This is a genomic window from Arthrobacter sp. 2762, from assembly GCF_040548745.1.
In the GTDB taxonomy this organism is placed as follows: Bacteria; Actinomycetota; Actinomycetes; order Actinomycetales; family Micrococcaceae; genus Arthrobacter.
On sequence record NZ_JBEPSI010000005.1, the window covers coordinates 38979 to 63299 of the forward strand.

The following is a 24321-nucleotide window of genomic DNA, read 5'->3' on the forward strand; positions in this document are numbered from 1 at the left end:
GTTGAGCCTGTTGGAAGAGGTAGCGTCAGGCTCAACCATCGGGGTTGGTGGCTGACAGGGATCCCGTCAGTTGGTTGTGGGCTAGACCTGGACGCCGAGTTTGAAGCCCTCGGCGGCGTCATCTGAGGCGCCTGAGGGCCGGGTGTAGGAGAAGCCGTCGGCGCCGACGGTGACGGCCATTTCTGAAGCGTCAGTGCGTTCGATGACGGGCTGCGGGTTGCCGTCCAGGTCCAGGACCAGGGAGGCTTCGGTGTACCAGGACGGGACGACGGGGTTGCCCCACCAGTCGCGGCGCTGGTTGTCGTGGACGTCCCAGGTGACGGTGGGGTTGTCCGGGTCGCCGGTGTAGTAGTCCTGGGTGTAGATCTCTACGCGGTGGCCGTCCGGGTCAAGGATGTAGAGGTAGAACGCGTTGGACACGCCGTGGCGTCCGGGGCCGCGTTCGATCCGGTCGGAGATGCGCAGGGCGCCCATCTTGTCGCAGATCTGAATGATGTTGTGCTTCTCGTGGGTGGAGAACGCGATGTGGTGCAGGCGCGGTCCGTTGCCGCCCGTCAACGCGGTATCGTGCACGGTTTGCTTGCGGTGCATCCACGCGGCGTAGGTGACGCCGTCGGAGTCCTTGATGTCTTCGGAGACGCGGAAGCCGAGGTCTTCGAGGTATTTGCGGCCGCGGGGCACGTCCGGGGTGACCTGGTTGAAGTGGTCCAGGCGGACCAGTTCGCCGGCGGAGTAGAGATCGTAGCGTTGGGTGAGGCGTTCGACGTGCTCCACGTCGTAGAAGAATTCATACGGGAAGCCCAGCGGGTCTTCCACGCGGACGGAGTCGCCCACGCCCTTGGTGAAGCCTTCCTTGCGGCGCTCCACCCGGCAGCCCAGTTCGCGGTAGTAGGCCTCGGCGGCGTCCACCTCGGCCGGGGACTTCACCCGGTACGCGAAGGCAGCGGCGGCGGCGACCGGTCCCTTGCGCAGGACCAGGTTGTGGTGGATGAACTCCTCGAAGGAGCGCAGGTAGATGGTGTTCTCATCCTCCTCGGTGACATGCAGACCCAGGAGGTCAACGTAGAACGCGCGGGACTTGGCGAGGTCCGTGACCACGAGTTCCAGGTAGGCGCAGCGGACGATGTCCGGCGCGGGCACCGTGGGTGTGGGGATGGGGCCGGTAAAGGGGTTGCTCATGGGATTCTCTCTTCGTTGAAAGGCTGAGGGTCTACTTGCCCGTACCGAAACGGGGGGAGTGGGCCTCATTGAGGTTGATCTGCACCGACTGCTGGGTGGTGTAGAAGTCGATCGAGCGGTAGCCGCCTTCACGGCCGAGACCGGAAGCCTTGACGCCGCCGAACGGAGTGCGGAGATCGCGGACGTTGTTGGAGTTCAGCCACACCATGCCGGATTCGATACCGTCAGCGAAGTTATGTGCGCGCTTGAGGTTCTCGGTCCAGACGTAGGCGGCGAGCCCGTACTTGGTGTTGTTCGCCAAGGCGAGGGCTTCTTCATCGTTTTCGAACGGGGTGATGGCCACGACGGGGCCGAAGATTTCCTCCTGGAAGATCCGCGCGTCAGGCGCGACGTCGGCAAAGACGGTGGGTGCGACGTAGTTCCCGGTGGGGAAGCCCTCGGCGCGGCCGCCGCCGGCGAGGAGGCGGCCTTCTGTTTTGCCGATCTCGATGTAGCTCATGACCTTTTCGCAGTGGGTCGGGTGAACGAGGGAACCGACTTCCGTGGCTGGGTCGCTGGGGAGGCCTACGACGATGTTCTTCGCGCGTTCGGCGAAGCGGGCGACGAAGTCGTCGTAGATGTCCCGGTGTACAAGCACCCGGGAACCTGCGGTGCAGCGTTCGCCGTTGAGGGAGAAGACGCCGAAGACGGTGGCATCGAGGGCTGCTTCGATGTCGGCATCGGCGAAAACGATGGCCGGGCTCTTCCCGCCCAGTTCCAGGGAGAGACTCTTGAACTGCGGTGCCGCCGCGGTGGAGATGGTGGCGCCGGTGGAGCTGTCACCGGTAAAGGAAATGATCGGGACGTCAGGGTGCTTGACCAAGTAGTCGCCGGCAACGCCGCCGGATCCGAAGATCAGGTTGAAGACGCCATCGGGCAGGCCTGCCTCGCGGAAGATTTCTGGCCACAGCACGGCCGAGAGCGGAGTGTAGCTGGCTGGCTTCATGACCACGGTGTTGCCGGTGGCGATGGCGGGGGCCAGCTTCCAGGACTCCTGCATGAAAGGGACGTTCCACGGGGTGATGAGGCCCGCGACGCCGATCGGCTTGCGATTCACGTAGTTGATCTGGCGGCCCGGGACCTTGAACGCATTGTCTTCCTGGGACACGATCAGGTCCGCGAAGAAGCGGAAGTTCTCGGCAGCACGCCGGGCCTGGCCCTTGGCCTGGGTGATCGGCAGGCCCGAGTCGAAGCTTTCCAGGAGGGCGAGCTCGTCATCGCGTGATTCGACGATGTCTGCAATCTTGTGCAGCACCCGCGAGCGTTCGCGCGGCAGCATCTTGGACCAGGGGCCTTCCTTGAAGGCTCGCTTGGCAGCGGATACAGCAAGGTCAACATCTTCGTGCTGCCCGGCAGCCGCGGTGGCGTAGTTGGTGTTCGACACCGGGTCCAGCACATCGAAGGTCATGCCGCTGATCGAATCAACGAACTTGCCGTCAATGAAGTGCTGAAGGTGGGTGGGCACGTTGTCTGGAACGAAGTGCTTTGCTTCGCTGGCAAGAGTGGTCGTCATCGTTGAAGTCCTCATGAATAGTGGCGGTTGGAGGTGGCCGTACTGCAGCCACCGGATCTCCGTTGTCGTTTGCGGCTGTCTGGCAATAAAGGCCTCACCAGATCAGGTATGAAATCGTATACGAAAACTATGCACGGTGACGTGGCGCACGTCAAGGGGCCTCATGCCCGTGCTGTCCAAGGCTTGTCCTCTTCCTGGAATTCACCTATCGTGAACCCCATTGTTCAATAAAAGAATTAGATGTTCTATTATCGAACAGACTGGAATCATCAGGACTAGGCAACAGTGCCCACGAAGAAGTGAGGAAAGCCCGTGCAGTTCCACCACCACGGTTATGTATCAGGGGACCCGCGGGTCGAGCCCGCGGCCGGCGCCGGGGTCGATCGCCCGGAGGCGCTTCCGGAGGAGATCGATGTCCTCATTGTGGGCACTGGTCCTGCGGGGATGCTGACGGCGGCCCAGCTCGCGCAGTTCCCCGGAGTCACCACGCGCATCATTGAACGCCGGCCTGGCCGGCTCGCCATTGGCCAGGCCGATGGCATCCAGGCCCGCAGCGTTGAGACTTTCCAGGCGTTTGGGTTCGCGGAGCGGATCACCGCCGAGGCCTACCAGATTACGGAGATGGCGTTTTGGAAGCCGGACCCTGCAGATCATTCCTGCATTGTCCGGGCTGCCCGCGCCGTGGACGATCCTGCGGGGATCAGCGAATTCCCGCACTTGATCGTGAATCAGGCACGGGTGCTGGATTACTTTGCCGAGTTCATGGCGAACTCCCCGGCCCGGATGCGGCCTGACTACGGCTACGAGTTCGTGGGCCTGACCGTTACCGGCGTGGGCGAGTATCCCGTTGAGGTGACGCTCCTTCACACATCCGGACCCGAGGAGGGCCAAGAGCGTGTGGTGCACGCGAAGTATGTTGTTGGTGCCGATGGTGCGCGCAGCAAAGTCCGATCATCGATCGGTTGTACTCTTGCCGGCGACCAAGCCAACCACGCATGGGGCGTCATGGATGTTCTCGCGACTACCGATTTCCCGGACATCCGATTGAAGTGTGCCATCCAGTCCGGTGCCGGAGGCAGTATCCTGCTGATCCCCCGCGAGGGCGGGCACCTGTTCCGCATGTATGTGGACCTGGGTGAGGTTAAGCCCGAGGATCACGGTGCCGTGCGGAAAACGACCATCGAGCAGATCATCGGCAAAGCCAACGACATCCTCCACCCCTTCACGCTGGATGTCCGCAACGTCGCCTGGCACAGCGTTTACGAGGTAGGCCACCGGCTCACGGACAGGTTCGACGACGTCCTGCCGGAGGAACGCGGCACACGCAGCCCACGGGTGTTCATCACCGGCGATGCCTGCCACACGCACAGCGCGAAGGCCGGTCAGGGCATGAACGTTTCCATGCAGGACGGTTTCAACATCGGCTGGAAATTCGGACACGTCCTGGAAGGCCGCAGCCCCGAGTCCCTGCTGGACACCTACTCCGCCGAGCGCCAAGTGGTGGCGAAGAACCTGATCGACTTCGACAAGCAATGGTCCACCCTGATGGCCAAGAAGCCCGAAGAGTTCGAAGACCCGGCAGAATTGGAGACTTTCTACACCAGCACCGCCGAGTTCCCAGCAGGCTTCATGACCCAGTACGCCCCGTCCATGCTCGTCGCCGAAGCGCAGCACCAGGAACTCGCCACGGGCTTCCCGATCGGCAAGCGCTTCAAATCCGCGCCCGTCCAACGGGTCTGCGACACCAACCCCATGCACCTGGGCCACCACGCCAAGGCCGACGGCCGCTGGCGGATCTACGTCTTCGCCGACGCCGCACCGGCAGGCGCCGAAGGCCCGGTAGCGGACTTGGCCGAGTGGATCGCGACCTCGCCTGACTCGCCGCTGGCCGCGACGCCGTCGGACGCTGACCGCGACGCCTGGTTCGACGTGAAAGTGATCTACCAGCAGGACCACACCAACGTCGACATCAACGCCGTCCCCTCAGCGTTCAAACCCACCGTTGGACCGTTCAAGCTCACCTACCTCGAGAAGGTCTTCGGCACCGACCCCAACGCGGACATCTTCGAACTGCGCGGCCTCAGCCGGAACGGCGTAGTGGTGGTCGTCCGCCCGGACCAGTACGTGGCAAACGTCCTGGCCCTGACCGCGACCGCCGAACTCGGTGAGTTTTTTGCACCGCTGCTTACGGGGCACCGGACGGCGCAATCAGCTCCGGCTGAGGCCTGAACGATAGGGGCGACTACTGAAAACGGTCTAACTGCCGGGGGATCCAGGGATTCCCCGGCTTGACCCAGGGTTTAGATGCAGAGCGCCGGAGCCCATATGTCACGCGGGTCTCGGTGGTCTTTTGCAAGGAGTCTTATGTCTGTTCAGCGTTTCAGCCCGGAAGGCCTGATGCAGCCCACGCCGATGCCGCCGCGTCCCTGATCGGCGTCGAGTACCTGGGCCCCGTGGCACTTGGCGCCGGAGCGCCAGCAGCCTGTGTGCCTACAAGGCGTCCCCCGGTGAGGTAGCGGGCAGGCGGGGGACCCGGATGCAAAAGCAGGCACCGTCGTCGGGGAAGTGGGTGGCTTCTGCGGTGAGGGTGAGTCCCATGCGTTCTGCGAGCCGTGCTGCGATGGAGAGGCCGAGGCCGCTACCGGTGGGGCGTTGTCCGTTGTAGCGCTGATAGAGGACGCCGCGGTCGAAGGCGACGGCGGTGTCTTCGGCCGTGAGGCCCGGGCCGCTGTCCCGCACCTCGATGACGATCACGTTGGAGGTGCCAGGGAACTGCTCAGGGGATTGCGCCAACCCCGCGGTTGTTGGGCGCTCTTCGACCCTGACGCGGAGGATGAGCGGTTTCCCGCGCGAGGTGACGCGCAGTGCGTTGCCCACGAGCCCGTCGACGATCTGGCGTAACCGTTGCGCGTCCGTAACGACCAGCAGGGGTTCACTTGTGGCTGCTTCCGGCAGCTGGAGGGTCAGTTCCACCCCGGCCTCCGTGGCTGCCCCCTGCCATGTCCGCTGTACTTGTCCCAAGAGCGCTGCGACGTCGACGGGTTGGAGGTCCAGGGTGAAATCGTCCGTTTCCAGTCGGGCCAGTGCGAGAAGGTCACGGACAAAAGCATCGAGACGGTCCGTTTCCGCGGAAAGGGTGCGCCCTATCCGGGAGGTGTCCTCCGGCGGGATCAGTCCGTCCTCGAGGGCTTCGGCGTAGCCGCGCATGGCGGTGAGTGGCGTCCGGATCTCGTGGGAGATGGACAGCAGGAATTCACGTTGCCTGCCTTCGCTGGCCAGCAACGCGTGATCCAAGGTGTTGATGGCTTCTCCCACATCGCGCACTTCAGTAACTCCGGCCGGGTCAACGCGAACGGTCCGTTCGCCGGCAGCCATCCGCCGCGCGGCTGCAGCAGTCCTGACGAGGGGGCCGGAGAGACGCCGGGCAAGCAGTGTTCCGGCAAGCCCCGCGATTAACAACCCGGCCGCAAGGGCCAGCAGTGTGCGTTGGAGGAGCTGGGAAGAGGCGGCGTTCACATCGTCCAAGGACCTGCTCAGCACGATCCCCCCGCTTCTGGGGAGGGCCCTTGCCTCCACAAGGAGTTGGGCACCGTCATGGACAACTGTCGTGGACACTTTGTGGCCGGCAAGCACTTGTTGAATGTCGGCTGGCCCGAGGAGCTGTGTGGCTGGCCCCCTGACGGTGCCGGTGGCGGTGATGGTGGACAGTTCGTAAGTGTCCGGTCCAAGAAGGTGCCTCTCGCGAAGGTCCAGCGCCTGGGAGGCAACGGGTGCCGCGGCGAACGCGTCGGCTTGGCGGAACAGCTGCTGCCTCGCCTGCTCAACCGCTGCGGATCGTATCAGTGGGTAGGCGGTGCCTCCGGTGACCAGTACCGCCAGGACAGCCACCGCAGCGGTAACGAGCGTGATTCGTCCTGCCAGTGAGCGGAGCCAACCCGACGCCGGATTCCGGCTTTCGCGGTCAGTGTGACCCTCAAGCCCCCCGTTACCAGCGTCATGGATTTTCACGTGAGGCCGCCATCGACAGAGTATCCAACCCCTCGCAGGGTACGGATGGGGCTGTCATCGCCGAGTTTGGAGCGAAGCTGGGCTATATGCACGTCCACGGTCCGCCCTCCCGCGTAGCTGGCCTGCCCCCAGACCGAAGACAGAAGCTGTTCACGGCTGAACACTCTGCCCGGGCTGGCCATCAAAAAGGCGAGCACGTCGAATTCCCTCGCAGTCAGCTCCACCGCTGAACCATCGACGTTGACAGTGCGGCTGCTCCGGTCCAGGGTCACGGAACCAACCCGCAGGACACCTCTGCCGGGGGCGCCCGTGCTTCGGCGCAGGACCGTCTTGAGCCTGGTCACCAACTCCCGAGGTGAAAACGGTTTAGTCATGTAGTCGTCTGCGCCCAGTTCCAATCCCAAAAGCATGTCCACCTCCTCGTCGCGGGCAGTGACAAAAATGATGGGTGTCCAATCCTCCTGGGTGCGCATCCGACGGCATACCTCGATTCCGTCGATGCCAGGCAGCCCGACGTCCAACACGACAGCGACGGGTCGAAGACTTCTGACTCGCTCCAGCGCGCCTTCACCGGTGGGTTCAACGTGTACGCCGAACCCCGCTTGACTCAGATACAGCCGTTGCACGTCAGCGATCGCACGCTCATCTTCCACGATCATCACGAGACCACGGGACGGCGTCGCATCGGGAGTCGATGGTTGTTCCATGCTTCCATTGAACGCTCTGTTGGGGGCGGCAACGCAGCAAGGGCCCGATACTTTACCGTCCCATTACATTCCCCGAACCCGTCCCGGACGTCGGCAGGCGATAGTGGAATGGTCAGGACCCATAGGGAGCCAATCCAACGGGGGTCCCACCGGATCACTCAGGAGAAGTCATGAACAACAGGAAAATGCCAAACGGTGACGTTATCCGTCGATGGCGGATGCGCGGCGCCGCCGTGGCGACAGGTGCTGTCCTTCTCGGGGGAGCAGCAATTGGGGCAACAGCTGCCTCGGCAGACGGTCAGAGCCCATCCCCTTCTCCAAGCGCGTCATCCTCAGCCTCGACGGCGGGACCGGACAGCGCGAGCAACGCTAAACATCCATTTGCCCGAGCCCTCCCAGCCGTTCTGAGGGTCAGCATGCGGGCCCAGGCCGGCTTCGGGGACAAAGCCCACGAGGTCGCTTACCTCCTGATCCACCACCCCAAGGCGTTCAGCAAACTCCCCGCAAATCTGCAGGCCGACCTGAAGACCTTGGAAGCAGCCCCGGCATCAGAGCGCGACGCCGACGCCTCAAAAATCAAGGACACCGCCCTCAACGGAGGCTACGGCGAGCAGATAGAGAAACACGCAAAAAACATCCAGACGAAACTGGCCCAGACACCGGCAAAGTCCCAGTAGAGGGCTTAGGTCAGCGAAATCCAAAGGCTCGAGTACCGCAACGATGGAGCATGAAATGGCGACCGGAACGGTCAAATGGTTCAGCACGGAAAAGCGTTTCGGGTTCATTGCCCCCGACGACGGTTCAGTTGAGGTCTTCGCCCACTACTCGGCGATCGTCAGCGGCGGGTACCGGTCCCTGGAAGGGAACCAGCGCGTCCAGTTCGATGTTGTGCAGGGCTCCAAGGGACCCCAAGCGGACAATATCCGTCCTGTAGGGTGGCCGCGATAGCCAACTTCCGTCCTTCCGGGGCTTCAGTCAGTGCTGCCGGTGGTAGTTTGCGGTTATGGTGAACGGCCTCGCTTGGTTCCCACAGTCCGGTATCGTGCAGGGCGTACTTCTCGGTGGGGTGCTTGCGTTCTTGACAGCAATCGTCGTGATGAATGCCGTGGGCAGGGCGATCACGACGACGGTCAACGGCTGGAGTGCCATCGCCGGGTGTGGCCAGCGTGGAAACGGAGTCTTTGTGCGGGCCGCCTGCGCGAAGGCCCTGCCTCTGGTTAATGTGTTTGAAGAGGCCGCGTATTGGACAACGAAGGTTGATGGTGCAGGACAAACCTTGAGCGGCGGGAACGGATATGTCTTGCGTTTCCCTGCCGGGCAACTCCCGCCCCATAACGCTTTCTGGTCTCTCATTCCGACGGATGTTGTCGGATACATGGTGAAGAACCCGACTAACCGGTACAGCATTGGCGACCGTTCACCCCTGCTGCGGAACCGCTGACGGTTCGCTCGATATTTATCTCCAACACCAGGCGCCGGGCAGAAACGAGCAAGACTGGCTGCCGATTCCCTCGGGGACGTTCAAGCTCACGTTCCGTGTGTATCTGCCCGGTCCGGCAATACTCGAGGGCACAAATCATTTGCCGCCTGTCATAAGGGCGCACTGACATGAACCGTCTCATCCTGAAGTACGGCCGTCCCCTTACTGTTGGCATAATCTCTATGCACCGCCAGGCGGCGGTGTCGGACGCGAAGGCCGGTGCGGCTTACCGCAAGGTGTTGGATGTTCGAGCCGGAACTTTCGCGGAGTTTGTCCACGGGCTGCGAGACAGTCTCGCTCCCGGTATTGACGAAGCCACCGCAAGCGACCTCCTGTGGTACTTCTCGAACGAGGAAATCTATCGGGAGCTTGCTGAGGAACGCGGCGGTCGGCGGACCACTACAGGAAATGCCTCGCGGGAACGAACCCGCCCGGGCGGGAAATCGAGTATTACAGTTGATGTATGGCTGCCAGCCGCAATCCGCTTGATGACCTGCGCGAAACCATCGGTCATCTGGCCAATCAGCTCAAGCTGCCCGGTTCGGAGCGCGTCGACGACCTGGTGGGCGATCTCATCGGTGCGAGGCCCGGGCCGGCCCGGCCGCTCTCCGAGGTGCAGGCCGAACTCGACGCGCTGGTTGGACTGGAGACCGTGAAGGAACAGGTGCGGGCCCTGGTCGCACTGCTCCAAGTCCAGGCCCGTCGCAAGGCGCACGGATTGCCGGAGGTGGCCACATCCCAGCATCTGGTGTTTCTGGGAAACCCGGGCACGGGCAAGACGACCGTGGCGCGGCTCCTGGCCGAGATGTACCGCGCGGTCGGTCTGCTGCAGAAAGGTCACTTGGTCGAGGTCGACCGTTCGGGCCTGGTGGGGCAGTACGTGGGTGCGACCGCCATCAAGACGGACCGGGTGATCCGGCGTGCGCTGGACGGCGTCCTGTTCATTGACGAGGCCTACGCGCTGGCCCCGGAGGACGGGCGGATGGATTTCGGCCCCGAGGCGATCGAGGTCCTGCTCAAGCGGATGGAGGACCACCGCCACCGCTTGGTGGTGATCGTGGCCGGGTATCCGCGGTTGATGGAGTCCTTCTTGCTTTCCAACCCCGGATTGCGCTCCCGGTTCGCCCGGGAGATTACGTTCCCGGACTACTCCGTGGACGAGCTCGATACGATCTTCCACCAGATGCTTGCCCAGCACGAGTACACGCTGGAGCCGGGTGCGGACCAGATGCTGCGGCGCATCCTCACCGGACTCCACGCGGGCGGGGACTCCGGCAACGCGCGGTTCGCACGCACGCTGTTCGAGCAGGCGCTCAACCGCCAGGCGCTGCGGCTCTCGCTCGATGAAGAACAAAGTCTCGACGCCCTCGATCGTGAGGCCGTCATGACGCTCACCGCGGAGGACATCGCGGAGGCCGCGCTGGCCTTGGGTGAGGAGCCAGAGCCGGAGCCGGAACCGACGCCGGAACGGGAACAGTCACGCTGGTGGCGCTGGCTGGTCTGACCGGATCTGCGGCGGCTGGCAGGCGAATGCTCCGCCGCGCTGGCAAATGCTTCCCCGTGCTCGTGGCCGAACCGCGGTTAATGCCTGATGAGTGTCGGCAGGTCCCCGCGGTTCCATGGAACCCTGTTTCCGTTGGAGCAAGGGTCCGGTGGGGCCTTGGGCGACCTGCCGCCGTCGTGCTTGTTAGTCGCTTTGGCCGGCTACTTGGCCAGGAAGCGCAGCAGGACCTCGTTGATTTCGGTGCCGTGTGTCCAGAGCATGCCGTGCGGGGCGTCCTCGATCTCCACGTACTCGGCCGAGGGGAGACGCTTGATGAACTCGCGGCCCGTGGAGTCGATCGGCAGAATGCGGTCGTCGGTGCCGTGGACTATCAGGGACGGTACGGTGACCTTGTCGATGTCCGCGCGGAAGTCCGTGAGCCATGAGTCCACCACGGCGAAAGATGCGTACCAGGAGGAGCCGGCGGCGACGTTCCACGCGTTGCGCAGCGCTTCCTCGCTGAGGCGGTTTCCGAGGAAGTTATCGGTGTTGAAGAAGTCGTTGTAGAAGTTGGTGAACCAGGCGTAGCGGTCCTCGACGGCGGCGTTGCGGATGCCGTCGAAGACCGAAGATGGCACTCCCGTAGGGTTGTCGTCGGTTTGGAGGAGGAAGGGTTCCAGGGAGGCGAGGAAGACTGCCTTGGCGAGGCGGGCTTCGCCGTAGGTACCGATGTAGCGCCCGACTTCGCCGGTGCCCATGGAGAAACCGACCAGGACTGCATCCTGCAGATCCAAGGTTTCCAGGACGGTGTTGAGGTCCGCGGCGAAGGTGTCGTAGTCGTAGCCGGTGGTGGGTTTGCTGGACTTGCCGAAACCGCGGCGGTCGTAGGTGATGACGCGGTAGCCGGCTTTCAGCAAGGCCGCTGTTTGCTTTTCCCAGGATCCTCCATCGAGAGGATACCCGTGGATCAAGACCACCGGCTGGCCTGCGCCGTGATCCTCGTAGTAGAGCTCGATGTCAGTGCTGTTCTCGGTGCCGACCTTGATGAAGCCCATGGACTGATCCTTTTCTCGAAGAAGAGAACGGTCGTTCTCTTGTTGTTGTTATCGTATAGAACGGTCGTTCTCGTTGCAAGTAGAATGTACCTATGGATATTTCCGATGCCCGGAACCGGATCGTCGCCACTGCCGATGAGCTCTACAACGCCAAGGGAATCCAATCGGTGGGAATGGATGAACTGCGCACGGCTGCCGGTGTCTCGCTCAAGAAGCTGTACCAGGAGTTTCCCTCAAAAAAAAGCATTGTCATGGCCGTCCTCGAGCGACGCCATCAGTCATGGGCGGAAGGCCTGGATGCGAGAGTCCGCCGCGCTCCGACGCCGCGTGAGCAACTGCTCGCCATCTTCGACTACCTCGCGGAGTGGTTCTGTCAGGAGACGTTCCGGGGGTGTGGGTTCATCAACAGTTTCGCCGAGCTCGGTGCGATCAGTCCCGAGGTGGCTGAGTATGCGCGCAAGCACAAGGAATCGTTCCAGGCATACGTCGCCTCCCTCGCGGCCGGGGCTGGAGCGCCTGGGTATCTGGCACCACAACTGGCGATCCTTGCCGAGGGGGCGCAAACAACTGCAGCCATCGCAGGGAGCCCGAACGCTGCCACTCAGGCACGGCAAGCGGCGGAAGTGCTGATCGACGCCGCCCTGAACACGAAATAAACCCGCGGAGGCTATCAAACCGCTTATGGAGTTTAGTGGTGCAACTCCATCCGTTGCAGGACGGTGGCGGATATTTCTTCCACTGACATGGATGCGGAGTTCACGTAGGGGATGTTGTTGGCCCTGTACATGTCTTCGGCGTTGCGCAGTTCAAAGCTGCATTGGTTCAGTGATGCGTAGTTGCTGCCGGGGCGCCGTTCCTGGCGGATCTGGCTGAGCCGGACGGGCTGGGACGTGAGACCGAAGCACTTGCTCGCGAGGGGAAGCAAAGGTTTGGGCAGGGTCATCGTGTCAAAGTCTTCTTCGACCAGGGGAAAGTTGGCGGCGAGGATGCCGTGCTGCAGGGCCAAGTACATGGTTGTGGGAGTTTTCCCGCAGCGCGATGGGGCGATGAGGATCAGTTCGGCGCGTTCGAGCGCGCGGAGCGATTGGCCGTCGTCGTGTTCGATGGCGTATTCGACGGCCGCCATGCGCGATTGGTAGCGCACCGCATCGCCCACACCGTGGGCCTGACCGGGCTTGCCATTGGCGGCCGCGCCCAGGGCTTGCTCGAGTTGGCCGATGTGCGCACCGAAGAGGTCGAAGAACTGCCCGCGGCTTTGGGACAGGACAGCACGGATGTCCTGCCCGACGGCCGTTGAGAAGATGATGGGTTGCGGACCGGCCGCCGCGACGTGATCGATAAGCGCGACAACGTCGCGGGCTTGTTCCACGGTGGTGATGAACGGGATGGTGCGCCGTTCCAACCGCTGGCCGGGGAACTGTGTGAGCAGGGTATTGCCAAGGGTTTCGGCGGTGATCCCGGTGCTGTCGGAAAGGAAGAAGACCGTGGGGGCAGGCGAAGCGCCCGCCCCCACGATGTGGTGTTCTGCCATTTAGACGGCGGCGCTGGTGGTACGGGCCAGCCGCAGCCACGTCTCGGTCACCGCGTCAGGGTTCAGTGAGATCGAGCTGATGCCCTGTGCCAGCAACCACTCCGCAAAGTCCGGGTGATCACTCGGGCCTTGGCCACAGATCCCGACATACCGGCCCTTGGCCCGGCAAGCGGCGATCGCCATCTCCAAGAGCTTGGTGACGGCCGGGTTCCGTTCATCAAAGCCTTCGGCAACCAAGGCGGAGTCGCGGTCCAGGCCCAGGGTCAGCTGGGTCAGGTCGTTGGAACCGATCGAGAATCCGTCGAAGTACTCCAGGAACTCATCCGCGAGGAGCGCATTGGCCGGGAGTTCGCACATCATCACGATCTCCAGCCCGTCCTCGCCCCTGCGCAGCCCGTTGTCGGCGAGCAACTCGGTGACCCCGCGCGCTTCGGCCAGGGTCCGCACGAATGGGACCATGAGTTTGATGTTGGTCAGGCCCATCTCGTTGCGCACGTACTTCAGTGCTTCGCATTCGAGTTCGAAGGCCTGCCGGAAGGATGCCGACAGGTACCGGGAGGCGCCACGGAACCCAATCATGGGGTTCTCCTCCTCCGGTTCGAACGCCGGGCCACCGAGGAGGTTGGCGTACTCGTTGGACTTGAAGTCCGAGAGCCGGATGATGACCGGTTCGGGCGCGAACGCCGCGGCGATGGTAGAGATGCCCTCGGCCAGCCGTCGGACGTAGTAATCCCGAGGCCCGTCATAGGCAGCGGTTTTCTCCTGGATTTGCCGCACGGTGAAGTCATCCAAGGTTGCAGGGCGTTCAATCTCTCCGGCCACTGCCAGCAAGGCGTTGGGGTGGACGCCGATCTGCCGGTTGATGATGAACTCCAGCCGCGCCAATCCCACACCATGGTTCGGCAGCTTGGCGAAACTGAACGCCTGTTCCGGGGTGCCGACGTTCATCATGATCTTCACTGGAGCTTCCGGCATGGTCTCCAGGCTGGTCTCCTGGAGCGTGTACTCCAGCAGCCCCTCGTACACGAGCCCGGCTTCGCCCTCGGCGCAGGACACGGTGACGGGGGTGCCGTCTTTGAGGATCTGGGACGCGTAGCCCGTACCGACAACGGCCGGGATACCCAACTCCCGCGCGATGATCGCCGCGTGGCAGGTCCGTCCGCCACGGTCCGTGACGATCGCGGCGGCCTTCTTCATAATCGGTTCCCAGTCCGGGTCCGTCATGTTCGCAACGAGGACATCACCCTCCTGGAAGGACGCCATCTGGTCAATGGACGACAGGACCCGTACCTGCCCGGCGCCGATCCGCTGACCGATCGCGCGGCCCTCCACGAGGACAGTCGATCGCTCCGTCAAGGTGTACCGGGAAGTGGTCCCCACAGCTTTGCGTGACTCGACAGTTTCCGGACGTGCCTGGAGGATGTAGAGCTCTCCGTCCACACCGTCTTTGCCCCACTCAATATCCATCGGCCGGCCATAATGGGCCTCGATAGCCAGTGCGTGGCGGGCGAGCTGCTCAACCTCCGCATCGGTCAGGCTAAACCGGCTCCTGAGGTCCTTCGGGACCGGGACGAAGTCAACCGTCCGGCCAACCTCTTCGGAAACGGTATAGACCATCTGAATGGCCTTGTCCCCAAGGCCACGCTTGAGCACGCCCGGACGCCCGGCAGCCAGGGCCGGCTTGTGGACATAGAACTCATCAGGGTTCACGGCTCCCTGGACCACTGCCTCGCCTAGGCCGTACGAAGACGTAATGAAGACCGCATCGTTGAAGCCCGTCTCGGTGTCCATGGTGAACATCACCCCGGATGCGCCGACGTCGGAACGCACCATCCGCTGCACACCGGCCGAGAGCGCCACTTCCGAGTGCGTGAAACGGTGATGCACCCGGTACGCGATCGCACGGTCGTTATAGAGCGACGCGAAAACGTCCTTGATCGCGTGCAGGATGTTCTCGATCCCGCGGATGTTCAGGAACGTCTCCTGCTGCCCGGCGAAGGACGCATCCGGCAGGTCCTCGGCCGTGGCACTGGAACGCACAGCCCATGACACATCGCCGCCATGCTCCTCGGTCAGGCGCAGATACGCGGTCCGGATTTCCTCTTCGAAACCGGCCGGGAACGTCGTGGCACGGATCAGGTTCCGGATCTCCTGGCCAACCGTGGCCAAAGCGGTCACATCGCCGCTGTCCAAGCCCTCAAGGATGGTTTCAATACGGGTGTCCAAGCCGGACTCACTCAGGAAACGCCGGTAAGCGTCCGCGGTGGTGGCGAAACCGTCCGGAACCTTCACCCCGGAAGAGGCGAGATTCCGGACCATTTCCCCGAGTGATGCATTTTTGCCGCCAACCTGGTCAAGGTCGGACAAGCCGAGCTCAGAAAACCAAAGAACGTTAGTCATAAAATGTGTCCTCCATTGGGCACGCTCTGACAAGCGCTAAAAAAACTAGGTCTTGCAAGGATCTAGGGCGCAGGAACCAGATGCAAACAAATGTGATGGGTGCAACATGCATCCGGTGTAGCGGAAGCCACTGTCGATTCGATGATCAGTCAGACCAATCAGACCATCGGAGACCACCCGCGGCGCTGCTCGATGGTGTGTGAATAGCCTCCGCGCCCCTTTGGGTCTAGTGATGTGATGTCGTCAGGGGAAACCGGCGGTTGCGTGCGTCGATCTTGTCCTGAGCGTCCGGAAGCATGAAATCACGGACCTCGATGACACCCTCCTGTGCCTTTTTCACTATGGGCCGGAGACGGGACTCATACCGTTTGAACGCGACAGAGGGGTCGTAGTTTGAAGTGTGCAGTTCCTCAGCAAGGATTGAGGCTCCCTGCATTGCCAGGGAGGTTCCCCTGCCCGAGAACAAGGAAGCCGCATGTGCGGCATCGCCGACCAGAACGATCCGGCCCTTGGACCAGCCGGACATGTGGACTTGGCTCACTGAGTCGAAATAGATGTCCGGTGCATCGCGTACTGCGTCCAAAAGGAACGGAATGTGCCATCCGGCTTCGTTGCGGAAGGCTCGGGTCAACAACTCCCGTTGTGCAGCCATGTCGCGGTAATTATACTCGGTTTCAGGTGCGCGGAATGCGAAGACACCATAGGCGCGATCGCCATAGTCGTTGATACCGACCATGCTGCCGGGACAATTATAGGTCCGGCTTTCATTGACGATGCCCTTAGTCCCGGATGGGAGATCAACAATTGCGTAGTAGACGCCTAGATGCTTGCGGTAAAGGTTTTCGGGTCCAAGAACCATTTTCCGAACAGATGAATGAATTCCGTCTGCTCCGATGACTATGTCGAAGTTTTCCGAAGAGCCGCCAGCGAAGTCCACTACTACACCGTGACCAGTCTCAATGAGAGTTACAGGCCAATCGCGGTAGACAAACTTTGTCTCGCTGCCAATCCTTGCGTGAAGAATGTTGATAAGGGCTTCTCGTGAGATCTCGATGTCGTCTGGGGAGTCGTTAGCCATTTCCAAGGGCAGCTCGGCCACAGGGTGTCCACTTGCATCTACAAAGGTTGTGAACACTGGGCGCTCATCGCTGGAGACCTTGTTCCTCCGGATGGACTCCAGGATACCCATCTTGCCAGCTACCGCGAGAGCTTCGCCTCTGACATCGATAGGGGTGCCAACAAGACGCAGTTGTGGTGCCCTCTCGACGACGGTTACTTGATAGCCAATGTCAGTGAGCTGCGCAGCAGCCGAAAGTCCGGCCATGCTGGCGCCTACAACAAGTGCAGTACGTTGTGAGTTTTGCACCCGGGCCGGTTGAGTGTGGAAGGAGTTTGTAAGATTCGGCATTGTCGCCTCTCAGGGTCTACTGGAACAGTTGTTCGGTGGTGGAAATAGATGGGGGTTGCGGGCTTGCGCTGGCCCAATGATTCAGGTAGCCCATGGCCATTACGCTCAATTCCCTTTCGAAGGTTTCGTGGTCGGGAAAGCCTTTATGCAAGGGGTCCGTCCAGTCGACGGTGCCAAGGGAGGTAGTCCGCATCAGCAATCTCTGGACGACAAATTCATATAGAACATCGATTGAACTGTTTGGAAATGCATCCAGGCTTGGACCGCGGACCAGGAGCGCGTGTCGAAGGAGGGTTTTGCACCGATCATGGAACTGAAAACCGCGATTCCGCATCTCCGTGACCGAAACGCTTTGGGCAAAGATAAAAACGTATGGCTTTTGGTGCTCGACTGAGTCTGGACTCTGTCGTAGTTGCTGCTCAAGTTTGGATTCCAGTTTTGCCAGAACGTCGGACTTAACTCGCCGCAGAAGGGCTTATTTATTGGCGAAGTGTGCATACATTCCGCCAATTGAGAGGCCGGAGAAAGCGGAAACTGAAGTCATACTGAATTCTTTGCAGCCTTCCCTATCCAACACGTTTTCGGCTGCAAGCAGAATACGCTGGGCGGCCTGTCGACCACGCTCCTGCAGGGGCCTTGTACGCCCAGGACTAGTCATTCGAACCGTCGTTTGCCCAACAGGTGCGCAGAAACGTGATCGCTTGGCCCACCGCTTCGGCTTCCGCAAACACGTTGTCCCCATGATCAGCACCAGGAAACGTGATGAGTGTTGAGGAGCGTCCAAGCCCCAGAAGATTGCGGTGAAAACGTACACTCTGTCCGAAACCCACCCGGTGATCTTCGTCCCCATGCATGAAAAGGAACGGGGGAGTGGATACCTGCCCTGCAGCCAGCAGTGCCGGACTCGTACGCGCGGTTCGCTCCCGCTCGGCTGAGGGGTCGAAACCAAGGAACTGGCGGACGATCCGGGCCAGTGCGTCCTTCTCCGACTCGTCGTTCTCGAACGCGTCCTCCAACAGTGCCGAGAAGTCGGAGATCCCGTAGTGGTTGACTACGCAGGCAACCCGTGCTGATGCGGCCACCGGGGCCCCCGTAGGCCGCCCAAGGGCGGAATCTCCTGTGACCGCAACCATCGATGCCAAATACGCGCCCGCCGAGCTTCCCCACAGAGCCAAGGAGTCAGGCTGGAGGTTGAACTTCTCTGCATTGAACCGGGTCCAGCGGACTGCTGCGCGTATGTCCTCGATCGGTTCAGGGAATTGGGCTTCACCAGACAGTCGGTAGGAGACTGACACCACCGCGATTCCGGCTGCCGGCAAGGACACCCAAGGCCCCATTGCCTTGATGCCGCCGAGGAAACTTCCGCCATGTACGTAGAGGACAGTGGGGTGTGGCCCTTTGCCATGGGCAGGGACGTGTACGTCCAGCAGCAACGGCCGCCAGCCCAGGGGAGCGGCGTACTGTACGTTCAGGTAGCTGATCGAGCCAGGGAGCAAGTGCTGCGGACTTGCTGCGAGCAAGGCAGCCGGAGCCAATCGGTCATAGTCGAACGCCGGCATCAGCGTCGATACGTGTTCATCGGTTACACCAACCGGTGAAGTGTCGTTTGGGAGCATCCTGCTTTCCTTCTTATTACTGTATGAAACGGGGCCGGCTTCCCGGGATTTCCCTGGCTTGCTGGAAACCGAATTCTGGTTCGGAGCTGTGGACAAAAAATATGACGAGCGACTCCGCTTTGCGTGAGTGCGGAGCGCTACGCTTTCCGAGGGCCATAGCCGACGAACACGTACGGTCATGGATTCCTGCCCTAAAGATGACTTTGCCCCACTGGCGTGGACGGGCGGCCGCGTGGGCCATAAAGAGAACCCGTAAAGAGAATCAGTACCTGTTGCGCAGATCAGCGACGCTGCCCAAATCGTTTGAGACTGTGGGAAGGTCGGTTTCACTGGGTGACTTTTCGCTGATGAGTTCCACTATGTAATGCGTCGTTGAATGATCGTCGAGGCTCCGTACGCGATGAGGAACGAGCGGCCCGGAGGAGCCCACCGTCTTGAATGCGACATACCCCGGCTGAGCAATCTGCTCCAGGGACCAGTCATCGTCTCCAAGTTCCTGGCCCTGGACGTGTCCGGCTTCCGGCCAAAGAATCACGTGGTCATGAAAATGCTGGTGGTAGTCAAACATCCCGTTGGCGGGGATGGTCATGGACCACACACGTACGCGGTCGTTCTCGAAAATAAGCCTGTCACCGGGGGTAGGAGGAAAAGTAGCCTGGGTCATGATTCTCCATGGATTTATCCGCTCCTTGACGACGGATCCCAGACCGATGTGCCTTAGCGTCAAAGATTGGATATAAATGTGTAAAATTGGATCCGATCTGATGTGATGAATATCGCACGTTCAACCGTCGTTCGTCAAGATGATCCCGAAATTCCCCCTGCACAGGGGGCAGCGACGCGCGGACTCATCAGACAGGTACATGTCACCCTATTCACTACTCCCATTGGATGGTCCTCCATGAACTCGTTCTCGATCCCAGCCCCTCCTACGCCCGCCGAAACTGCACCTTCGATGCAACTGTGGGGAATGGTTGCTACACCCTTTCTTCCCGGGGGTGCCGTGGATGAATCGTCCCTTCGCGCACTGGCTCGCACACTGTTGGATCGCGGGTGCACATCGCTGGTTTGCCTCGGTGTAATTGCCGAACCGGCAAGCCTGTCAGCCTCGGAGAAGATCGAGGTTCTTGCGGCCCTCTCCGAGGAAGCCGGTTCCGCGCCTGTAGTGGCCACGGTAATGAGTCTGGACCGGACGGCAGCAGTGCAGGAGGCCCGGGAATTTGCCGATACTCTCGACGGCAGGATTTCTGCGATCATGGTCCCGGTTTCCCATAGCGACGGCCACACCTTTAAAGAGAACCTCCGGGCCGTGCATGATGCAAGCGGCCTGCCCCTCATCATCCAGGACCTGCCAAGGGCGACGGGTGTACGAATTGAGACGGCCGCACTCATCACGGCGGTTGACGGTCTGGAATTTGTGCAGGCCATTAAATGCGAAGCGGAACCGACCTTCGAGCGTATCCGGCACTTGGCGTCAAAGGTCCCTTGTCGCCTTGTCGGCGGGTTCGGCGGGAACAGTCTCGTTGATGATCTACGAGCCGGCGCCACCGGCATGGCGGCGGGCATTACCCGTCCGGAAGTGCTGGCGCAGGCCATCGACCGATGGCAATCAGGCGATGAGCGCGGGGCGTCAAGCCTTATTGCCGGAATATCCGGGCTCATCAAGCTGGAAACGCAGCAGGGGCCGAGCATTGCGATCAGAAAGGAGCACTGGCGCCGGCAGGGAGTGATCGAGCATGCAGTCGTAAGGCCGCCTACCACGCCATGGTCGACGGCCTTCGATGCCCCCAGCCGATTCCATGGATTCAACAATGCATGATTGTACGAAGCTCCAGCTAGACGCGTGCGGCCTGGGCATCTCGCTCAGTCGCTCGCGCTGGCCGTCCCAGCAGGTGCCCCGTGATGGCGACCGCGAGCGTAATCACGGCCGAGAGGCCGACGCCGGCCGACAGATGAAGATTGAGGAGAAGCGCTCCGACTGTCGCTCCCAGGCTGATAAGGACCACAGCGAAAAGACGGCGAGCCCACGGTTGAGACACCCGGGCGCCAAGCCACGAGTCAGCTGAGAGGCCTGTGATAGTAGATGTCACCACGACGGTCGTGACATCTTTGACCGCCAGATGGCGTGCCGCCGCCGCTTGGGCGCCCATCGTTGCTGCAAGTACTCCGGCAACAGCGACATGGTTCAGTTCAAAGCCCGCATTCGACTCCATACCCAGATACACCGCTGCTGCGGCAAGGACGAGGCCGACGACCAGGAGAATAGCTGTGGTCACGGAGCTCCACGACGACTGCAGACCGCGGAGTGCTCTACCGGCAATTGCAGCTCCCGCCATGAAGCCGGCGAGGGCAATGCTGGGCCCCAGGACAGGCAGCCCATCAGCGCCCGCCAATGCCATTCCGAGAATGACGACGTTGCCGGTCATGTTTCCGGTGAAGACTTTGTCCAAACCTAAATAGCCCACGGCGTCGGCCACACCCGTGGAAAACGTAAGGGCGAGCATCAACCACAAGTGGACTATTTCCTTTTTGATCGAGGTACGCGTCACGGCTGAACACCACCGACCATAGGGGAGCAGACTAGGGTTGGGGGTGTTTGAGAAGAAAGGATCATGATTTATTGTATCCACAAAAAGCGTTATTGGATCCAATCTCTCAATCTTTGTTACTAGCTACGAGGCCTCGACATTACGTGGATCTCAACGAGTTCCCGGGCATGTGCACTATGCTCAACAGTCAGCTGACGGGCTACTTCGGCATTCCTCGTCTCGATCGCCTCTGCAATGCGCATATGTTCCTGCGCATTGTCAGCAAGGAGGCGCGGATCTCCGCCCAAGGCTGCCCACGTCAGGTTCCGTGGCATTCGATGGTGGAGGGCGCTGATGCTGGCACTCAGCTGACTGTTTCCCGCGGCTTGGATCACCGTGGCGTGAAATAGTTCATTGGCCTTGTACCAAAGGTCCTTGGCGGCCGTCTTGGATCCGCTGCGGGCCTTGCCTACCGCATCATTGAACCATTTAACAGCCTGATGGAGGTTGTCGATGTCTGCCTGAGTGCTGGAGCGGGCGGCCCTGTACGCGGCATGCCCCTCAAGGACGCCCCTGACTTCGTACGCCTCAGCAATGTCCCGCATCGACGGCATCTGAACCCGCGCCCCACGGTTGGCGATGATTTCCACGACGCCCAATGCCTGGAGGCGGTGGAGCGCCTCTCGGATGGGCATTCGGCTGACCCCGTACTCTTCTGCCAAGCGCTCTTGGCGAATCCAAGACCCGACGCCGAACTCACCGTCGCTGATTCTTTCCTGAAGTGCGTCAACCAGCGACTCCACGGTTTTGGCCCGACCTTCAAGCTGCTGTCGGCGCGAACCGATATCAATAGGTTGTGTCACGAAGGCCTCCACTGTCTCGCTGTTGGGTCGTCAATTGGATCCTATCCGATTGCTCCTGCAGACTCTGCTGCGGCGGGTACAGAATGTCGGGGCCTATCGCCCGGCAGCGTATCCCTGGTTGCCGCGTGGGTTCGCCGCCGCTCCAAGCTCGTCCGTCTCCGGGTCCCGTGTGACCGTGGATAGCCGTCCCAGTGACCACCCGTTCACGACGGTCACATCATGGCCGCGTTCGCGTAGTTCTGCGATCACGTGTTGCGGGAGGCGATCCTCCACGACTACCCCGGCGGCGTTCCAGGTCCGGGGCCAGAATGAGCTTGCCAAAGCACTGGTGTGGAAAGTGGGAGCATCAATTGCCTCCTGCGGGGTGTAGCCGCCGACGAGTGTTCTGAGTAGATACAGCAACTGCCATTGATCCTGCTGGTCGCCTCCCGGGGAACCCAAGGCTGCGACAGTTTGGCCCTCCCGCATAAGGAGGGTAGGGCTTAAGGTGGTGCGTGGCCTGGCCCCGGGCTTCAAGGCCGACGGGGAGCCGGCATCGAGCCATGACATCTGCAGGCGGGTACCGAGGGGGAAACCCAGCTCTGGTATGGCCGGCGATGACTGTAGCCAGCCCCCTGAAGGGGTAGCGCTGATCATGTTTCCGAACTGGTCTGCAACGTCCAGATGACAGGTGTCTCCGCGGGTTTCGCCTGAGATTCGGACCGTTGGTTCCCCGGCACCCAAGACGGAGGGGTGGTCGGCTGCGGTGACAAGCGCCGGCGGGTGGGGGCTCGTACCAGGAAGTGATCCGGGCCTGAACTGTGTGGACGCGGACGCTGCAATCTGTACTGCCCTTTCCCTGCCGTATTCATCAGAGAACAGCGCGGTGAGGTCAACTTCTACTTTGCGGGCGTCACCGTAGTAGGAATCCCGGTCAGCCATGGCCAGCTTCAGGGCTTCGATGATCGTGTGGGCGCCCAGTGCAGTTGAAGGGTCCAAGCGATCATCGTCAAAATGCTTCAGAATCGCCAACGCTTGGAGCAGCACGGGGCCCTGGGACCAGAAACCGGCTTTGACGACGGTGACGCCACGGAACTCCAAGGAGATTGGGGACTCATCAGAGACAACGAAGCGGGAAAAGTCTTCGAGTTCGATCACGCCGCTGTGATCTGAACCGGAAGAGTGCCTGTGAGGCTTTCGCGCAAATTCCACAATGGCCCGTGCAACGAATCCTTCCTTCCATTCCTCCCGCGCCGCGCGGATCCGGGCTTCCCGTGTTTCTGCAGCATGACCCGCTGAAATGAGCTTTCGAAGAACATTTGCATAAGTAGCATTTTGGACTAACTCCCCGGCCTCAGGAATCCTACCTCGCGGGATCCACTGTGCCGCCGAAGTTGGCCAGTGCGCTTGGAAGTGGTCAGCCATTGTTTCAATGACGGCCGCGGCTTGGTGTCCAATCGGGTGTCCGAACACGGCGTAGTGGATTGCATACTCAAGCACATCCGAAAGCTCCCACGTGCCGTGATCCGCCAACAGGGTTAACCACGCCTCCACGGCACCCGGCACGGCTGCGGCCAGCGCACCGGCGCCGGGGACGGACTCAAGCCCCTCGTTGGCAAAGTGGGAAATAGTCGCCCTGGCGGGAGCCGGACCCTGACCCATTAGAACCCGCGGGTTGCGGCCCTTTGGGGCATAAAGGGCAACCATGTCGCCAGCCGGCCCGTTCAAGTGGGGCTCCACGACGTGTAACACAAAGCCTGCTGCGACCGCCGCATCAAAGGCGTTGCCCCCTCGCTCAAGCACGGATTGCGCAGTAGCGGTCGCAAGCCAGTGGGTTGAGGCACTCATGCCAAAGGATCCCTTGAGCGTGGGCCGCGTGGGCGAAACCAGCGGAGGGGTGAATGTCGTGGCGGCAACTGTTTGAGTCATACAAGCAGTGTATTCAATTTTTGCAATTTTGGATCCAATCATCCGGTTAAGTTTCCGAACCCGGCAAGGGCGTCGACCTGCCCCAGCCCGAGCTTTTCGTCAGATGGTCCAAAAGTGGCTGCACGCGGTAGGGGAGTGGCGTGGAAACGGTCAGTGTCGTATTTGTGTGCCGCACGCCGGGGATATCGACCATCTTGGCCGCGGCGGACTGCACTCCCTGCAGGGTGGTGGAAGCCACCCTGACCATAAGGTCTTCCCGCCCGGCTTGCGTGGTGACCTCTAAAACCTCAGGGATTTTGCTCAGGGCATCCACGACGCTGGTCAGTTGGCGCTGGTCCAACTCCAAGCCGATGAACGCCTGGACCGGAATGCCAGCGGCCTCAAGGTTCATCACGGGACTGAACCCCTTCAGAATGCCGGCAGTCTCCAGCCGCTGGAGCCTTCCCAGGACGGTGTTTCGAGAGATACCTAATTGGGCGGCGAGTTCAGCCACCCCCGCCCGTGCGTTGCCATGAAGGCGTTTGAGTAGTTCGGCGTCGAGCTTGTCAATGCTGATCATTTTGTCCAGATGGCTCCATCCTCGGTCCGCATAACTGAACGTTT

Annotated in this window: 22 protein-coding genes; 8 read left to right on the plus strand and 14 right to left on the minus strand. The window is 61.4% G+C overall.

Going from position 1 to position 24321, the window contains the following annotated elements:
- Positions 1-81: 81 nt before the first annotated feature.
- Both hpaD and hpaE read right to left on the minus strand, forming a co-directional pair.
- Complete coding sequence (gene hpaD, locus ABIE18_RS10675; protein WP_499722698.1) at positions 82-1179, minus strand: 3,4-dihydroxyphenylacetate 2,3-dioxygenase; 1098 nt, start codon at positions 1177-1179, stop codon at positions 82-84.
- A gap of 31 nt (positions 1180-1210) precedes the next feature.
- On the minus strand, positions 1211-2731 hold the full coding sequence (hpaE, locus tag ABIE18_RS10680) for a 5-carboxymethyl-2-hydroxymuconate semialdehyde dehydrogenase (protein ID WP_499722699.1): 1521 nt from the start codon (positions 2729-2731) through the stop codon (positions 1211-1213).
- A 312-nt stretch (positions 2732-3043) separates the two neighbouring features.
- Here hpaE and ABIE18_RS10685 point away from each other — a divergent pair, with 312 nt between their 5' ends.
- Positions 3044-4960: an FAD-binding monooxygenase gene (locus ABIE18_RS10685; protein ID WP_499722700.1), complete on the plus strand. Its 1917-nt coding sequence runs from the start codon at positions 3044-3046 to the stop codon at positions 4958-4960.
- 261 nt (positions 4961-5221) lie between these two features.
- On the opposite strand, the gene ABIE18_RS10690 is transcribed toward ABIE18_RS10685, so the two are convergent.
- Positions 5222-6739, minus strand: a complete 1518-nt coding sequence (locus ABIE18_RS10690) for a sensor histidine kinase (RefSeq protein WP_499722701.1) — start codon at positions 6737-6739, stop codon at positions 5222-5224.
- The gene (locus ABIE18_RS10695; protein WP_499722702.1) at positions 6736-7446 is read right to left on the minus strand and encodes a response regulator transcription factor; all 711 of its coding nucleotides are present in this window, start codon (positions 7444-7446) and stop codon (positions 6736-6738) included. The genes ABIE18_RS10690 and ABIE18_RS10695 overlap by 4 nt, the downstream gene beginning before the upstream one ends.
- Before the next feature lie 170 nt (positions 7447-7616).
- Between ABIE18_RS10695 and ABIE18_RS10700 the strand changes: the two genes are divergently transcribed.
- The 5 genes from ABIE18_RS10700 (at position 7617) to ABIE18_RS10720 (ending at position 10430) form a co-directional block, all read left to right on the plus strand.
- On the plus strand, positions 7617-8123 hold the full coding sequence (locus ABIE18_RS10700; protein WP_499722703.1) for a hypothetical protein: 507 nt from the start codon (positions 7617-7619) through the stop codon (positions 8121-8123).
- 55 nt (positions 8124-8178) lie between these two features.
- On the plus strand, positions 8179-8394 hold the full coding sequence (locus ABIE18_RS10705) for a cold-shock protein (RefSeq protein ID WP_499722705.1): 216 nt from the start codon (positions 8179-8181) through the stop codon (positions 8392-8394).
- Between the two features lie 55 nt (positions 8395-8449).
- Positions 8450-8887 (plus strand): DUF1214 domain-containing protein, encoded by a 438-nt coding sequence (locus ABIE18_RS10710; RefSeq protein ID WP_499722706.1) that lies wholly within the window; start codon positions 8450-8452, stop codon positions 8885-8887.
- Entirely contained in the window at positions 8853-9053 is a 201-nt protein-coding gene (locus ABIE18_RS10715) for a DUF1214 domain-containing protein (protein WP_499722707.1), read from the plus strand. Before ABIE18_RS10710 ends, ABIE18_RS10715 begins: the two co-directional genes overlap by 35 nt.
- A 336-nt stretch (positions 9054-9389) precedes the next feature.
- Complete coding sequence (locus ABIE18_RS10720; protein WP_499722708.1) at positions 9390-10430, plus strand: AAA family ATPase; 1041 nt, start codon at positions 9390-9392, stop codon at positions 10428-10430.
- Positions 10431-10630: 200 nt separating this feature from the next.
- On the opposite strand, the gene ABIE18_RS10725 is transcribed toward ABIE18_RS10720, so the two are convergent.
- On the minus strand, positions 10631-11464 hold the full coding sequence (locus ABIE18_RS10725) for an alpha/beta fold hydrolase (protein WP_499722709.1): 834 nt from the start codon (positions 11462-11464) through the stop codon (positions 10631-10633).
- A gap of 92 nt (positions 11465-11556) precedes the next feature.
- Between ABIE18_RS10725 and ABIE18_RS10730 the strand changes: the two genes are divergently transcribed.
- Complete coding sequence (locus tag ABIE18_RS10730) at positions 11557-12120, plus strand: TetR/AcrR family transcriptional regulator (RefSeq protein WP_499722710.1); 564 nt, start codon at positions 11557-11559, stop codon at positions 12118-12120.
- A 32-nt stretch (positions 12121-12152) separates the two neighbouring features.
- Here the strand turns inward: ABIE18_RS10730 and ABIE18_RS10735 are convergent, their stop codons facing one another.
- The 5 genes from ABIE18_RS10735 to ABIE18_RS10755 form a co-directional block, all read right to left on the minus strand.
- Entirely contained in the window at positions 12153-12995 is an 843-nt protein-coding gene (locus tag ABIE18_RS10735) for a pyruvate, water dikinase regulatory protein (protein WP_499722711.1), read from the minus strand.
- Positions 12996-15395 carry a phosphoenolpyruvate synthase gene (gene ppsA, locus ABIE18_RS10740; RefSeq protein ID WP_499722712.1) on the minus strand — a complete coding sequence of 800 codons (2400 nt, stop codon included), beginning with the start codon at positions 15393-15395 and terminating at the stop codon, positions 12996-12998.
- A 226-nt stretch (positions 15396-15621) separates the two neighbouring features.
- Entirely contained in the window at positions 15622-16803 is a 1182-nt protein-coding gene (locus tag ABIE18_RS10745; RefSeq protein ID WP_499722713.1) for an FAD-dependent monooxygenase, read from the minus strand.
- 650 nt (positions 16804-17453) lie between these two features.
- Positions 17454-18419, minus strand: coding sequence for an alpha/beta hydrolase fold domain-containing protein (locus tag ABIE18_RS10750; RefSeq protein WP_499722714.1), 966 nt, complete (start codon positions 18417-18419; stop codon positions 17454-17456).
- A 262-nt stretch (positions 18420-18681) separates the two neighbouring features.
- Positions 18682-19083, minus strand: a complete 402-nt coding sequence (locus ABIE18_RS10755; RefSeq protein ID WP_499722715.1) for a hypothetical protein — start codon at positions 19081-19083, stop codon at positions 18682-18684.
- Positions 19084-19389: 306 nt separating this feature from the next.
- On the opposite strand from ABIE18_RS10755, the gene ABIE18_RS10760 reads away from it, so the two are divergent.
- Positions 19390-20238 (plus strand): dihydrodipicolinate synthase family protein, encoded by an 849-nt coding sequence (locus ABIE18_RS10760; protein ID WP_499722716.1) that lies wholly within the window; start codon positions 19390-19392, stop codon positions 20236-20238.
- 16 nt (positions 20239-20254) lie between these two features.
- On the opposite strand, the gene ABIE18_RS10765 is transcribed toward ABIE18_RS10760, so the two are convergent.
- From ABIE18_RS10765 to ABIE18_RS10780, 4 genes are all read right to left on the minus strand, one after another.
- On the minus strand, positions 20255-20968 hold the full coding sequence (locus ABIE18_RS10765; protein WP_499722717.1) for a DUF1275 family protein: 714 nt from the start codon (positions 20966-20968) through the stop codon (positions 20255-20257).
- Between the two features lie 119 nt (positions 20969-21087).
- Positions 21088-21810 carry a GntR family transcriptional regulator gene (locus ABIE18_RS10770; protein ID WP_499722718.1) on the minus strand — a complete coding sequence of 241 codons (723 nt, stop codon included), beginning with the start codon at positions 21808-21810 and terminating at the stop codon, positions 21088-21090.
- Between the two features lie 93 nt (positions 21811-21903).
- Complete coding sequence (locus tag ABIE18_RS10775; protein WP_499722720.1) at positions 21904-23718, minus strand: gamma-glutamyltransferase family protein; 1815 nt, start codon at positions 23716-23718, stop codon at positions 21904-21906.
- A gap of 46 nt (positions 23719-23764) precedes the next feature.
- Positions 23765-24277 carry an Lrp/AsnC family transcriptional regulator gene (locus ABIE18_RS10780; protein WP_499722721.1) on the minus strand — a complete coding sequence of 171 codons (513 nt, stop codon included), beginning with the start codon at positions 24275-24277 and terminating at the stop codon, positions 23765-23767.
- Between the last annotated feature and the right edge of the window lie 44 nt (positions 24278-24321).